The following is a 13306-nucleotide window of genomic DNA, read 5'->3' on the forward strand; positions in this document are numbered from 1 at the left end:
TGTGCGTTAAATTGCGCGGTGTTTGGACTAAGAATACTGTGAGAGAAGTCTTGGCTGATTGCCAAAATCAGGTACAAGAGATCAAACATCTTCCTTGGGCTGCTTATGTAGATATTCGTGATTGGGTTATGCCTTCATTAGAGGCGATGGAAGGGTTTCAGCAAATATACGACTGGTGCTGGGCTAACGGCCAAACGCATGAAGCAACGGTTTGTCGCTTTGAACTGCAAAAAAGCATCATTGGGGATGTATCAAATTATAGTGAAGAATATCATTTCTTTACTCAAGAATCGGCAGCGGCCTGTAATTGGCTTGAGGAAAAAGGTTTTCCTGTCTTACTTCCTAAAAGCATCGAATAGATTTACCCCACACTGTAACTCTCTCCTCATTAAATGCATTTTGTTTGTTTTACAGCCCTGTAATATTTACCTGCCATCCGTACAATTTACCTATGACATAAACTTTAGCCATTCGAATCTGACCTTAAGTTACTGAATTTAATTAATTTTATTTTATGGCTTAGCTCTTGCTGCAGTTACATCAAGAGGAACAATGATGATACCAAGGGTGCTATCTGAGTTGCTTCCTAATTGCAGTTAACTTTTTAAATAATTGTCATCAAAAGGAGATTTACTATGGCTACAGCAACTATGAATACGACTACAACTCACGCTAAATCAGCTTCACCTGTTACTGAGAAAACCACTGAGGCTTTGCACAAAGCAGTGGATTCACTTTCAGAAAAAGCCTCTGGAGGAGAGGAGAAACTGCGTGAAACGCTATCTCAGTCAGCAGAATCAATGGCCAAACAGCAAAAAATGATAGAGGAAAAGTGGCAATCCTCGAAGGTTCGCAGCTTTGCTCTAGAAAATCCTCTCGCCACTGCGGGTATTGCTTTCGCTGCTGGTGCACTGCTAACTTCCTTGCTCCGTAATAAATAGTAGCCACTGATGTCTGACTCGGATAATACATCAATCCCACAAGGCCCCCAACCATCCATGGGGGCTGATGTGAAACAGTTGCTGGATTCAGCTGACTTGTTAATTGATGGCTACAAGGATAAGTATTCCGCTCAGGTCAATTTAGCAAGCAAAGAGTGGAAACTATCTAAACAATCCCTCTCCATGCTATTAATGCTTACCATGTTCATGTCTGCAGTATTAGCAAGTTTATGGATATTGTTTAACGTAGCATTGGGCTCGGTGATGCACAATGCGGGTTGGCCACTGTACCTACTAAGTTCAGTCTTAATCGTACTGAATCTGCTACTACTATTTGTGTTATGGCGAACCATTAACTCGCTGGCAGACCGGGTAGGCTTTTCACGCAGCATCTCCGCCTTATTTAGTAAATAATCATGAGGATATAAGGTATGTTAGCGAATTGGTTAGTATCTGCAGATATGCGGGCCGTCAAACAAGCTGAACTTGAGTTATTCAAGACGCAGCAGCAAGTCGTAGCACAGAAGTGGTTATTGAAAAAACAAACGCAGTCTTTTTTCAGACGTAAGGACACCCTATTATGTGTGTTTCTCGCAGGGTGCTTGAAAGGCTTTAAAGGAGGAGAAAGTCAATCATCGAGCAGCAGCTTAATTGGCACTGCCTTCACCCTATTTAGAATCGCTTCACCGCTTTTGGCGGGTTCAGGGTCTGATCAATAAGCGATAAATCCGATTGCCCTATTTCATCACCTGCACTGTTTAACATCTCGCTTACATTAAGTATTACTCAGTGAAGCTTGAGTAGTACGTAATGTGTCTAGGGCCATATTGTTAAATGAACGAGCGACGCTATATGACGCAAACCAACATTAGCTCTCCTCTATCTCTATAAAATACGTACCCCAACCATCGTAATGCACCTTGTGTTTAGTCGCAATTGCCAACAATTTTTCAGTATCGGTATTAATTAAATCAAGTTCTAGCATGCGCTCTACAACGGCATCGAAGCAGAATACTTCTCCACCATCGTCTAATTCCAGTTCTTCAGCGTCACCCACTTCAAATCCGGCCTTGAACGCATCAACTGCTGCTTTCTCGAGTGCTTCGAAATTAGCGCTAGCAAAATGATACTCGATGGTATGTGCTTGTTTGCTGTCACTGCCATCTTCAATTAACGCTTCTATGGTTTCTTGGTTAAAATCGTACCACTCTTGTAATTCGGTGCTCATAGTTATTCCTGTCGATAGGGGGTGGGTAGTTAGCGCTTACAGATGTTCAGCCAATTCGCCATCTAGTTTTTCAATTTGTTGAGTCATTTGTTGATGAAAATAACCGACCCATGCTTTAGTACCTTTTGAACTATCCATCAATTGAGGCTCGCTCACTTCAATAATTAATGTGCCGTTATCCCAACGATTGAGTTTCACCTTGTTATGCAGATTACTCGCTGCAATCGTTACCACTGGTGCGTTTGCCACTTTAGCTAATCGAAAAGCACCTGACTTAAAAGGCAATAAACCTCGGCCATAACTTCTGGTGCCTTCTGGAAAAAACCACACTGATAGCTTTCTATTCTGAATTTTATTGGCCGCTGTGGTTAAGGTATCTTGGGCTTTACCTGAATTATCTCGGTCAATCATAATGTTGCCTGACAACCAATAAACCTGACCGAATATCGGGATCCACTTCAAGCTTTTCTTACCTACTGTCACCGTTCCCTGCTGAGCTGCAGCACATATAGTGAGTAAATCATAACTGTTTTGATGGTTGGCTATAAAAACAAATGGCCCACCTTGCTTAACACTATCAGGAACTCGAACATCTAATTTTAAACCCAGAAAAAATGACACACTGCTATACAGTTTTCCTGCGACATAAACGTTATTGCGGTGGAATGGACGCAGCAGGCACACTAGAATCAACACAAGATTGATCAATAAAAAATAGAAAAAGATGATAACAATGCGAAGTAAGGCTAACACGGTGTATCCGAAAGATAAAAACATCGGCATAGTATACCGACTTTTAATGTTCGCCTAAACTCCTACCACTTATAGTTTTTATTTTGTTTGGTACAAGATATCTCATTAAGGTGTAAGTAATTTGTGAATTATTGGCCAAATTGGCCGATACTCTTTTAACTTTCTATCGCTCAATCATGCTGACCCCAAAAGGCCAATAATAATGAAGACATTTCAACATGAAGATCTTGATGAAGACATCTTGACGGATTTACTCGAAGAAATTAACGAACTCTACGAAGCCAGCGAACAAACGCTTATTGAACTTGAATTAAAGCCCCACGATAACGAAATGCAACGTGCCTTATTTCGTTCCATACACACGATAAAAGGTGATTTAGGCTTAGTGAGTTTCACGCCTTTAATTCCCTTATTACAACATGTTGAAGATCTTCTAGACTTTTTGCGTAAAGGTCAGATTGAATACACCAGTAATATGAGTGACTTAGTGCTGTTGACTATGGATAGGGTCAAAGGTTTCGTGCAAAGTTGTATTAGTGAAGGGCGCGCAGAATATGATGACGTACTCTATTCTCAACTCGTCACCCAAATAATGCGTATTTCACCGGAAAACAGTGAGCAACATGAAAAGCTCCTCGCCGAGGCTGTATTGCTGCTAGACCCCAGTTTAGATTTACATCCTGGCGACAATAATACTGCCAGTGAAACCACTACCAATTCTCCGATTAGCATAGCCACCACGGGTATACCAAAATCCATTAGTAACGAAAAACGAACGGATATTTTGTTTTTTCGAGAGCTGATGAAACCCATTGAAAAACGCTCTATGTATTGGGAAGGCCGGGGTGATCGCATTGCAAAATTAGCCGCTTACATCAATAAAATTGCAGGATCCCCCATTGACGAAGACCAGCTAGCCGTTGCTTGTTACATGCATGACTTTGGTATGGCTTTTATGCCAATTCACCTCTTGCATAAACAAGGTACATTAGAGGATCAAGAATTTAATTTGATGCGGTCGCATGTGTATAAAAGTGCCCGTTTGCTGGAATATTTAACTCAATGGAACGATGCGCGTAAAATTGTTATGCAACATCATGAACGCATTGACGGATCAGGTTATCCTTTAGGCTTAAAAGAGAACGATATTTGTGATGGTGCTTTGCTCCTTGGGATACTGGATACTTTTGATGCCATTACCCATGCTCGAGCTCACGAAGCCCACTTACAACGACCCAAGAAAAAAGCCGTTATTGAAATAAACCGTATTGCCAAAGGGCAATTTAGTACCAAGTGGATGCAAGCCTTTAACTACGGTATGGCAGCTTTACTTACAAAATAACGACCTGAACTTCCACACAAGGGAATGTCTGAGTTCTTAGTTTGCAATAGGTAGCATTATGGCAAATAGCCGCCTATATTTTATAAACAGTAAAGGGGTTACAACCAAAAGTAGGTTACCTTTGAACCCCTCTTATGTATTAGCATACCAATTAGTTAGTGGCTCGCCCATTAGTGTAACGCACTCCTGTTAAAGGCAGTCCTCCTCTCAATTACAATACGGCTCACAGTAATATGACAGAATGCAATCGTCGAATTAGCCTAAAGTCACTCATAGCGGGCACTCTGTTCACCCTACTAAGCCACCTTGACTATGCCCATGCCGAAGCCAATACAAACTTTTCGGTTTCATATATGGACTATCCACAAAATGAACCTTACCTAAGCCTTATTACTGACGTCTATAAGGAGCTAGGAATTACTATTTCGTTAATACCCACGCCTGCCACTCGTGGATTAAAACTAGCAAATGAAGGCAAAGTAGACGCTGATATAATGCGTCTTAGCAAGTCAGCAAGAGAGTACCCTAATCTAATCGTAGTTGAACCACCGTTAAAGATCGTCAAATTAGTCCTTTTGTGTACGCAAAACGTAGTATGTGACTCTACGGTTTTGGAAGATAAAAAAGAAGTGTTGCTGACTACTGAGGGAATATTAAATTATTTAGATAAGTACAACGTTCAAGCCACGTTAGAAACCATTCAAATCGTCGAGAACATCGCTAAAATGCTAAGTTTAAAACGTACAAATTATGCCATATTTGTTGGCGATGACAGTATTGAGATTTTTAAACCCTTCAAACAATTCACCTTACAAGACATTTCTTTGTATCACGTCATACATAAAAAGCATGCTGAGCTATTACCCAAAATAGAACAAAAACTACGTGAAAAATTACTTTTGCGTGACGCTAGCACCAAGCCTTAACTCAGAATCTGAAGCGAATACAGCAGTTCAGAATGATAGAAAAACACTGTAGTAAGGCTTTCTATCACTCTTTACATTTGGTTTATTCGTATTGTTTTAAATTAAGCTCTTTGAGTTTTCTAGTCAGGGTATTTCTGCCCCATCCTAAACGCTTGGCGGCTTCCTGTTTATGACCATGGGTGTAATGAAGCGCACGTTCCAGCAAAATACGTTCAAAGTTTAATACTGCCTCATCTAAAATATTACTCTGCCCTGATTGCAGTTGCACGTCAGCCCAACTGGCAAGCAAAGTCTGCCAATCATTACCTTTTGCAGAGTGCTCGGTCACTATAGGTTGTTGATGGATTTCTGGTGGCAAATCATGCGGCAATACCTCCTGACCGCTTGCCATAACTGTCAGCCAGCGACACATATTTTCGAGTTGACGAACATTTCCAGGCCATGGGAGCTGTTGTAAAATTTTCTTGGTATCTTTGCTAAGGGATTTACTTTCAACCCCCAGCTCAGCTGCCGCTTTTTGTAAAAAGTGGCCGGCTAACAAAGGAATATCTTCTCGTCTTTCGCTGAGTTTTGGTATATGGATACGGATGACGTTCAAACGATGATATAAGTCTTCCCTAAATTTCCCCTCAGCAACGCTTTGTTCCAAATTTTGGTGAGTCGCAGCAATGATCCTGACATCCACAGATACAGGGTTGTGACCGCCAACCCGATAAAACTGACCATCAGCCAAAACACGTAACAAGCGGGTTTGCACCCCAACAGGCATATCCCCAATTTCATCCAAAAACAAGGTGCCGCCATTGGCTTGTTCAAAGCGACCTTGGCGAGCATTTTGTGCCCCTGTAAAAGCCCCTTTCTCATGGCCAAATAACTCTGATTCAATTAAATCTGCCGGAATAGCCGCCATATTGAGTGCGATAAAGGTTTGTTTTGAACGTGGGCTGTGTCTATGTAATGCCTGTGCCACCAACTCTTTACCTGTACCTGATTGCCCATTAATTAACACACTAATACTAGAGCGAGATAAGCGTCCAACAGCTCTAAACACCTCTTGCATGGCTGGTGCTTCACCAATGATTTCAGTGGCTTTAATCAATTCAGGAGATTGATATTGTTTAGTTTGTTCTCTGGCATGGGTTAACGCACGGCGGACTAATCCAACGGCTTCATCAATATCAAAGGGTTTGGGTAAATATTCAAACGCACCGCTTTGATAGGCATTAACCGCACTGTCTAAGTCTGAATGAGCGGTCATAATAATCACCGGAATATTGGGGTACAGTTTATGGACTTTGCCAAGCAAGGTCATACCGTCCATTTGCGGCATACGAATATCTGACACGATAACTTCGGGGGCTTGTCCTGTCTCTAACTGCAGCAATAAGTCTTGGGGGTTTTCGAAACTAACACAACCGAGATTGGCAGTTTGTAGAGCTTTTTGAAGCACCCAGCGAATTGAACTATCGTCATCCACTATCCATACGGGTTCTGAACTCATTTATCTGCTTCCTTCTTATCAATGGGTAAATATAGGGTAAATTCTGTGTGGCCAGGCCAACTATCAACTTCAATTTTTCCGCGATGATGGCCAATCAATGTTTGTGAAATAGATAAGCCCAGCCCAGTTCCGTCTTTTTTGCTGGTTACCATGGGGTAGAAAAGTGTGTCTTTTAATTCATTTGGTACGCCTGGACCATTATCGATTATTTGGATCTTTAAACATAAGGGAAAGGTGGTACCGTGAATGATCACATGCCTTTCTATTCGTGTTACTAAAGTAATTTGTGAATCATCAATATGGATATTGTCAGTGAGCACCTGAACGCTGTTTCTGACAATATTGAGTACTGCTTGTTGCAGCATATCTTGATCGATATATAAATCAGGAATACTGGGATCGTAATCCCTCACAATTTTAATATTGTGACTTAAATCTAGACTGACCAAAGTACATATTTTTTCTAATACTTGATGAATGTTTTGCCAAGTAAAGTTAGGTCTCACATTGGGGCCCAGTAAACGGTCAACCAAATTTCTTAAGCGGTCTGACTGCTCAATAATGACAGCGGTGAACTCTTTTTGATCAGGGGACGCCAGTTCCTTTTCAAGTAACTGCGCTGCGCCACGGATCCCGCCCAACGGGTTTTTAATTTCGTGAGCTAAACCACGGACTAATTCCCTGGCCGCTTGTTGCTGCGCCCATTGATGGGTTTCTTGGCTAATTCGTTTTTGTTGCTGTACTAAGCGAATTTCAAGCAAGATCTGCTGAACATTATTTTCAAGCATATTTGTGACTGAGACATCCGCCAAGATATGACGACCATCAGCGAAGGAAATTTGCACCTCACCATCCGAAAATGCTTCACCATGTTGTGTACTATGATCAAAGCGATTTAGGTCTAAGCTGCTGTGCACAATATATTGAAAGACCGAACAACCTACTAACAAGTTTAAACCTCGGTCAAAAACCGATTGGGCAGCATGATTGGCGTAGATTATTTGTAAGCTATCGTCGAGCAACAATACCGCCGTCGAGAGGTTATCTAATAAATTGTCCAAGTTGGGAAATGTTGACATAGACTCATTTTCATCAAGCACTGTTTCGGTGCAGTATGGTTTAGTTTTGCCGAGACTTTAGTACTAACTTTATAATTTATAGCTAATTAGCATTAATAAGTGCCGAGGCTTTGTGCAGAAAGAAGGTCTGCTGTCCTGATGATGCAAAGATCTTGCCTGAGTTGTCACGTAATTGAACTTCGATTGAATGGGTGCCACGTTCGACATTATTTAATTTTAATTGTTTTTTCCCGCCCGTATTAACTAATTGATTATCAAGCAATAAATATATTATCCCAACAAACTCAGGTTGGATTTCGAAGCGAATATTAACTTCTCCCAGATTATTTCTAATGGTTTCATTTGGGGCAGGAGACAGAATCGCGATTTGATATTGTTGACGAAGGATTTGTGTTTTTTTGTTTACGTTTTGCTGGACCTGTGGACTGGCCAAACTGGGAATAACAACATTCTTGTCTTGCACTATATCAACTTCCACCGAGCCAGGACTTGGCACGTCACTGAAGACTATCGTGCCGTCAGGCTTGACAGTCTTATAAATAGTATTGGCGCATAGTAACGCAGCAAACAATAGCGAGAATACACCAAGTAATAGCCTTACTTTTTTCATCATTCCCCCGAATTTGCTGCGAACAGAGATTAGCTTTATAACAGTGTAACCTTAAATATGGCAAAAAAAAGCCCGCAATTGCGGGCTTGTTATGCATTTATATATGTATTAGCAGCTGTAGTACATATCAAACTCAACTGGGTGAGTTGTTGTATTCAATTTCTGCACTTCTTTGGTTTTCAGTTCGATGTAAGCGTCAATCATATCATCAGACATAACGCCACCGGCCGTTAAGAAGTCACGATCATTGTCTAGCGCATTTAAGGCCATTTCTAATGAGGTACAAACTTGTGGGATTTCTGCCGCTTCTTCAGCAGGTAAATCATACAAATCTTTGTCCATCGCATCGCCTGGGTGGATTTTGTTTTTGATACCGTCAAGACCAGCCATTAATAACGCAACGAAAGCTAAGTAAGGGTTAGCAGATGGATCAGGGAAACGCACTTCGATACGACGCGCTCTTTCACTTGTAACATAAGGAATACGTATAGACGCCGAACGGTTACGTGCTGAATAAGCTAACATTACCGGTGCTTCAAAGTGCGGAACTAAACGCTTATAAGAGTTGGTACCGGGGTTAGTGAAAGCATTAATCGCTTTAGCATGCTTGATAATTCCACCAATGTAGAACAAGGCTTCTTCAGACAAACCAGCATACTTATCACCAGCAAATACGTTTTTACCATTTTTGCTAATTGATTGGTGAACGTGCATACCAGAACCGTTATCACCAACAATTGGCTTAGGCATAAAGGTAGCAGTTAAACCATAAGCATGAGCCACGTTGTGCACTACATATTTGTAGATTTGCACTTCATCAGCTTTTTTAACCATGGTGTTAAACAAACACGCGATTTCATTTTGACCCGCTGTAGCAACTTCGTGGTGATGTGCTTCAACTGTTAAGCCCATTTCTTCCATGACTAAACACATCGCTGCGCGGATATCATGAGCTGAATCGACTGGAGGAACTGGGAAATAACCACCTTTAACGCCAGGACGGTGACCCATATTGCCTTCTTCGTATTCAGTACCAGAATTCCATTTAGCTTCAACTGCATCAATTTTATACATTGAACCCGACATATCGGTATGGAAACGGATGTCGTTAAACATGAAGAATTCAGGCTCTGGCCCCATTAATACTTTGTCGCCGATACCAGTAGAGATTAGGTACTGCTCAGCACGCTCAGCGATAGAACGCGGGTCACGGTCGTAACCTTGCATGGTGTGTGGCTCAAGGATAGTACAACGAATGTTAACTTGAGTTTCTTCAGCAAACGGATCAACTACCGCAGTGTCTCCATCAGGCATTAATACCATGTCAGATTCTTGGATGCCCTTCCAACCAGCAATCGAAGAGCCGTCAAACATTTTGCCATCTTCAAAAAAGCTGTCATTTACTTGATGAGCAGGAATTGAAACGTGTTGTTCCTTACCAATAGTATCGGTAAAGCGTAAATCAACGAATTTTGCTTCGCTTGATTTGATAAGGTCTAAGGCCTTTTGTGCTGACATTGTATCCTCCGGATTAGTATATAAGAATAGGTCACTAACTTAAGATTTAAGCTATGGAGATAGTGAAGCTATTATCATGCCACATACTAAAAAGAATGGAATGCCCGTTATTACAGTATTTTTTTGAAATTCATGCTGCTTTGTTATTAGAAAGCGCACCAAAAACAATCAAACATGCACCAATAAGATCCACCACCTCTTTTTATGCACCACAATAATCCCACCGCGGAAAAATAATTCAGCTTAAAAACTTAATTTTTAACAAATATTATTTGTCATTCGCTATATTGCTGATAAGCCTGTACAATCCGCGCCCAGTAAATTTCAGTTAATCGGTGAAGCACAACGTTTAGTGTGTCACCCCTATAGAGATAATATAATGAGCGCATCGCAAACCTCAATCGACAATTTGAGGAACATAGCAATAATAGCCCACGTTGACCACGGTAAAACTACTTTGGTTGATAAGCTTTTACAACAGTCAGGTACGTTAGAAAGCCGTGGTGCAGCCACTGAGCGCGTCATGGACTCCAATGACATTGAAAAAGAACGTGGTATCACCATTCTTGCCAAGAACACCGCGATTCGTTGGAACAATTACCGTATTAACATCGTCGACACCCCTGGACACGCTGATTTCGGTGGTGAAGTAGAACGCGTAATGTCTATGGCCGATTCAGTTTTACTACTGGTTGATGCGCAAGAAGGCCCTATGCCTCAAACACGTTTTGTTACTCAAAAAGCGTTTGCGCAAGGTTTAAAGCCAATTGTGGTTATCAACAAAATTGACAAGCCTGGTGCTCGTCCAAGTTGGGTAATTGACCAAGTATTTGATTTATTCGATAACCTTGGTGCAACCGATGACCAATTAGATTTCCAAGTTGTTTATGCTTCTGCATTAAATGGTTGGGCTTCGTTAGACGCTGACACTAAAACAGAAGACATGACTCCTCTGTTTGAAACCATCGTAAAACACGTTAACGCACCAGACGCAGATGCAGTTGGTCCATTCCAAATGCAAATTTCGCAATTAGACTACAACTCTTATGTTGGCGTAATCGGTGTAGGCCGTATTACTCGTGGTTCTGCTAAAACGGGTAAACCGGTGACTATTATTGGTGCTGATGGTAAAACTCGTACTGGTAAAGTTGGTCAAGTACTTGGTTATATGGGACTTGAGCGTACGGAAGTAGACGTTGTTAATGCAGGCGACATCGTTGCTATCACAGGTTTAGGAGAACTTAAAATCTCTGATACGATTTGTGATCCATCGAAGGTTGAAGCGCTTAAACCACTATCAGTTGATGAACCAACTGTAACCATGACTTTCCAAGTGAATAACTCTCCTTTCGCAGGTAAAGAAGGAAAGTATGTTACTTCACGTAACATTCTTGAGCGTTTGAATGACGAACTGATTCATAACGTTGCCTTGCGAGTTGAAGAAATGCCAGATCCCGACAAATTCCGTGTATCGGGTCGTGGTGAATTACACTTAGGTATTTTGATTGAAAACATGCGTCGTGAAGGCTACGAGTTAGCGGTATCACGCCCAGAAGTAATTTTGCGCACCGTTGATGGCGTATTAGAAGAACCCTTTGAGACAGTAACGATTGACTGTGAAGAGCAACACCAAGGTTCTATCATGGAGCAAATCGGCTTACGTAAAGGTGAGCTTACTAACATGACTACCGATGGTAAAGGTCGTGTGCGTTTAGATTTCATCATTCCAAGCCGTGGTTTGATTGGTTTCCAAACAGACTTCATGACTATGACCTCTGGTTCTGGCTTGTTGTATCATACGTTTGATCATTATGGTCCGCACAAAGGTGGCACTATCGGTCAGCGTAAAAACGGCGTATTGATTGCCAACGCAACAGGTAAAGCCTTAACTAACGCCTTATTTAATTTACAAGAGCGTGGCCGTTTGTTTATCGGCCATGGTGTTGAAGTTTACGAAGGTATGGTCATCGGTATTCATAGCCGCGACAACGACTTAACAGTTAATGCCCTGAAAGGTAAACAGTTAACCAACGTACGTGCTTCTGGTACTGACGAAGCTCAATCTCTAGTCCCGCCAGTCATATTGGCACTGGAGCAAGCGTTAGAATTTATTGATAACGATGAATTGGTTGAAGTAACACCAAAGAGCATTCGTATCCGTAAAAAGCTACTAACGGAAAACGACCGTAAACGCGCGGGTCGAGGTCCAAAAGATTAAGTTCAGTTTTAAGCTGAATACAAAAAGACCGGCGCTTGCCGGTTTTTTTATGTCTACTATTGGCGATTACGAGTGAGTAAAAGCTACGAGCTTGTTATTTAAGCTTGTTTATCTGTTGAACCGTTGTCGGTTTTAGCGAATAACAACATAAATACCCCTAGCATAATAGCCACATCGGCAATATTGAAAATACCTGTTCTCAGGGACCCAATACCAATATTTAAAAAGTCGATCACTGCGCCATTATTCATTGCCCGATCATAAAAATTGCTGATCCCACCAGAAAATATCAACGATAAACACACCAGACTATAGACATTTTGCTGCTGGCTTTTGAACATATAAACCAATAAAGCGCCGAGGACCACCCCCACCGCTACCACAAATATCCAAAAGCGTAAGCCTTCAGATAAGCCACTACCTAAACCTAAAAAAGCCCCGTGATTTTCTACATATCCAATCCTGACCGTATCAGACAAATAACTATTCATCGCAAAATGAGTGAGATAGCGGTCGGCCCACACTTTACTCAATTGATCGAGCACCACACTGATAAAACTAATAATAAAAACAAGACGAAATCTAAGCCAAGCAGACATATGGTTTCCTAAACGTTAAAAAGACAAATACCGCATACAATGGCAAGATTATGCCAATTAAAAAAACCTTGGCTACCACTAAACACAATATTTAGGCAGCCCCACCACCAACTGCTTTTATTTAAAGCAATCAGCCTTCATGATGTTAATGAAATGTAATTTCATATCCTTTTTAGTTATAGCTTTGTTCGACCTTAAATTTACTAAGTCGTTGTATCATTCTACAAAATTTTGCACTTAGCTGAGAATATAATGAAAAAAGTAGAAGCGATTATTAAACCATTTAAGCTGGAAGACGTTCGCGAAGCGCTTAGCGAAGCAGGCATTCAAGGCTTAACTGTGACTGAAGTCACAGGCTACGGCCGCCAAAAAGGTCACACAGAAACCTATCGTGGTGCTGAATATACCGTGGATTTTTTGCCTAAAGTCAAATTAGAGATAGTGTTAAGCGATGAACACGCTGAGCGATGCATCGAAATCATTCAGCAAAAAGCCCTGACCGGCAAAATTGGCGACGGCAAAATTTTTTTGACTACCGTTGAACGTGCCATTCGAATTCGAACTGGCGAAGAAAACGAAGATGCTATTTAA

15 protein-coding genes are annotated in these 13306 nt (G+C 41.3%); 8 read left to right on the forward strand and 7 right to left on the reverse strand.

Going from position 1 to position 13306, the window contains the following annotated elements; genetic code table 11:
* From NWQ57_RS12570 to NWQ57_RS12585, 4 genes are all read left to right on the forward strand, one after another.
* Window positions 1-359: hypothetical protein (locus NWQ57_RS12570; RefSeq protein ID WP_306022495.1), on the forward strand; the 359-nt coding region annotated here is incomplete at its 5' end.
* 276 nt (window positions 360-635) lie between these two features.
* Window positions 636-941, forward strand: a complete 306-nt coding sequence (locus NWQ57_RS12575; RefSeq protein ID WP_306022496.1) for a DUF883 domain-containing protein — start codon at window positions 636-638, stop codon at window positions 939-941.
* Between the two features lie 9 nt (window positions 942-950).
* Window positions 951-1355 carry a hypothetical protein gene (locus tag NWQ57_RS12580; RefSeq protein WP_306022497.1) on the forward strand — a complete coding sequence of 135 codons (405 nt, stop codon included), beginning with the start codon at window positions 951-953 and terminating at the stop codon, window positions 1353-1355.
* Between the two features lie 17 nt (window positions 1356-1372).
* Window positions 1373-1660 carry a hypothetical protein gene (locus NWQ57_RS12585; protein WP_306022498.1) on the forward strand — a complete coding sequence of 96 codons (288 nt, stop codon included), beginning with the start codon at window positions 1373-1375 and terminating at the stop codon, window positions 1658-1660.
* Window positions 1661-1809: 149 nt separating this feature from the next.
* Here NWQ57_RS12585 and rraB read toward each other — a convergent pair whose 3' ends face one another.
* Both rraB and NWQ57_RS12595 read right to left on the reverse strand, forming a co-directional pair.
* Entirely contained in the window at window positions 1810-2169 is a 360-nt protein-coding gene (gene rraB, locus NWQ57_RS12590) for a ribonuclease E inhibitor RraB (protein WP_306022499.1), read from the reverse strand.
* A 36-nt stretch (window positions 2170-2205) separates the two neighbouring features.
* Window positions 2206-2922 carry a 1-acylglycerol-3-phosphate O-acyltransferase gene (locus NWQ57_RS12595; RefSeq protein ID WP_306022531.1) on the reverse strand — a complete coding sequence of 239 codons (717 nt, stop codon included), beginning with the start codon at window positions 2920-2922 and terminating at the stop codon, window positions 2206-2208.
* 202 nt (window positions 2923-3124) lie between these two features.
* Here NWQ57_RS12595 and NWQ57_RS12600 point away from each other — a divergent pair, with 202 nt between their 5' ends.
* Window positions 3125-4264 (forward strand): HD domain-containing phosphohydrolase, encoded by a 1140-nt coding sequence (locus tag NWQ57_RS12600; RefSeq protein ID WP_306022500.1) that lies wholly within the window; start codon window positions 3125-3127, stop codon window positions 4262-4264.
* Between the two features lie 233 nt (window positions 4265-4497).
* Window positions 4498-5190 carry a hypothetical protein gene (locus NWQ57_RS12605; protein ID WP_306022501.1) on the forward strand — a complete coding sequence of 231 codons (693 nt, stop codon included), beginning with the start codon at window positions 4498-4500 and terminating at the stop codon, window positions 5188-5190.
* Between the two features lie 82 nt (window positions 5191-5272).
* Here NWQ57_RS12605 and glnG read toward each other — a convergent pair whose 3' ends face one another.
* The 4 genes from glnG to glnA form a co-directional block, all read right to left on the reverse strand.
* Window positions 5273-6691: a nitrogen regulation protein NR(I) gene (gene glnG / locus NWQ57_RS12610; protein ID WP_306022502.1), complete on the reverse strand. Its 1419-nt coding sequence runs from the start codon at window positions 6689-6691 to the stop codon at window positions 5273-5275.
* A complete protein-coding gene (gene glnL / locus NWQ57_RS12615; protein ID WP_306022503.1) occupies window positions 6688-7770 on the reverse strand; it encodes a nitrogen regulation protein NR(II) in 1083 nt (360 codons plus the stop codon). Before glnL ends, glnG begins: the two co-directional genes overlap by 4 nt.
* A gap of 82 nt (window positions 7771-7852) precedes the next feature.
* On the reverse strand, window positions 7853-8380 hold the full coding sequence (locus tag NWQ57_RS12620) for a DUF4124 domain-containing protein (protein ID WP_306022504.1): 528 nt from the start codon (window positions 8378-8380) through the stop codon (window positions 7853-7855).
* A gap of 108 nt (window positions 8381-8488) precedes the next feature.
* Window positions 8489-9898, reverse strand: coding sequence for a glutamate--ammonia ligase (glnA, locus tag NWQ57_RS12625; RefSeq protein ID WP_306022505.1), 1410 nt, complete (start codon window positions 9896-9898; stop codon window positions 8489-8491).
* Between the two features lie 379 nt (window positions 9899-10277).
* On the opposite strand from glnA, the gene typA reads away from it, so the two are divergent.
* Window positions 10278-12116 (forward strand): translational GTPase TypA, encoded by a 1839-nt coding sequence (gene typA / locus NWQ57_RS12630; RefSeq protein WP_306022506.1) that lies wholly within the window; start codon window positions 10278-10280, stop codon window positions 12114-12116.
* Window positions 12117-12214: 98 nt separating this feature from the next.
* On the opposite strand, the gene lspA is transcribed toward typA, so the two are convergent.
* The gene (gene lspA / locus NWQ57_RS12635; RefSeq protein WP_306022507.1) at window positions 12215-12715 is read right to left on the reverse strand and encodes a signal peptidase II; all 501 of its coding nucleotides are present in this window, start codon (window positions 12713-12715) and stop codon (window positions 12215-12217) included.
* 252 nt (window positions 12716-12967) lie between these two features.
* Here lspA and NWQ57_RS12640 point away from each other — a divergent pair, with 252 nt between their 5' ends.
* Complete coding sequence (locus NWQ57_RS12640; protein ID WP_306022508.1) at window positions 12968-13306, forward strand: P-II family nitrogen regulator; 339 nt, start codon at window positions 12968-12970, stop codon at window positions 13304-13306.

The sequence above is a fragment of the Paraglaciecola sp. genome (genome assembly GCF_030730205.1).
Taxonomy (GTDB): Bacteria; Pseudomonadota; Gammaproteobacteria; order Enterobacterales; family Alteromonadaceae; genus Paraglaciecola.

What these genes read in the sequence shown, in the direction of transcription:
- glnL (WP_306022503.1), bottom strand. Translation starts at nt 7,770, where the DNA reads ATGTCAACATTTCCCAACTTGGACAATTTATTAGATAACCTCTCGACG.
- typA (WP_306022506.1), top strand. Translation starts at nt 10,278, where the DNA reads ATGAGCGCATCGCAAACCTCAATCGACAATTTGAGGAACATAGCAATA.
- glnA (WP_306022505.1), bottom strand. Translation starts at nt 9,898, where the DNA reads ATGTCAGCACAAAAGGCCTTAGACCTTATCAAATCAAGCGAAGCAAAA.
- NWQ57_RS12620 (WP_306022504.1), bottom strand. Translation starts at nt 8,380, where the DNA reads ATGAAAAAAGTAAGGCTATTACTTGGTGTATTCTCGCTATTGTTTGCT.
- NWQ57_RS12600 (WP_306022500.1), top strand. Translation starts at nt 3,125, where the DNA reads ATGAAGACATTTCAACATGAAGATCTTGATGAAGACATCTTGACGGAT.
- NWQ57_RS12585 (WP_306022498.1), top strand. Translation starts at nt 1,373, where the DNA reads ATGTTAGCGAATTGGTTAGTATCTGCAGATATGCGGGCCGTCAAACAA.
- NWQ57_RS12605 (WP_306022501.1), top strand. Translation starts at nt 4,498, where the DNA reads ATGACAGAATGCAATCGTCGAATTAGCCTAAAGTCACTCATAGCGGGC.
- NWQ57_RS12575 (WP_306022496.1), top strand. Translation starts at nt 636, where the DNA reads ATGGCTACAGCAACTATGAATACGACTACAACTCACGCTAAATCAGCT.
- rraB (WP_306022499.1), bottom strand. Translation starts at nt 2,169, where the DNA reads ATGAGCACCGAATTACAAGAGTGGTACGATTTTAACCAAGAAACCATA.
- lspA (WP_306022507.1), bottom strand. Translation starts at nt 12,715, where the DNA reads ATGTCTGCTTGGCTTAGATTTCGTCTTGTTTTTATTATTAGTTTTATC.
- NWQ57_RS12580 (WP_306022497.1), top strand. Translation starts at nt 951, where the DNA reads ATGTCTGACTCGGATAATACATCAATCCCACAAGGCCCCCAACCATCC.
- glnG (WP_306022502.1), bottom strand. Translation starts at nt 6,691, where the DNA reads ATGAGTTCAGAACCCGTATGGATAGTGGATGACGATAGTTCAATTCGC.
- NWQ57_RS12640 (WP_306022508.1), top strand. Translation starts at nt 12,968, where the DNA reads ATGAAAAAAGTAGAAGCGATTATTAAACCATTTAAGCTGGAAGACGTT.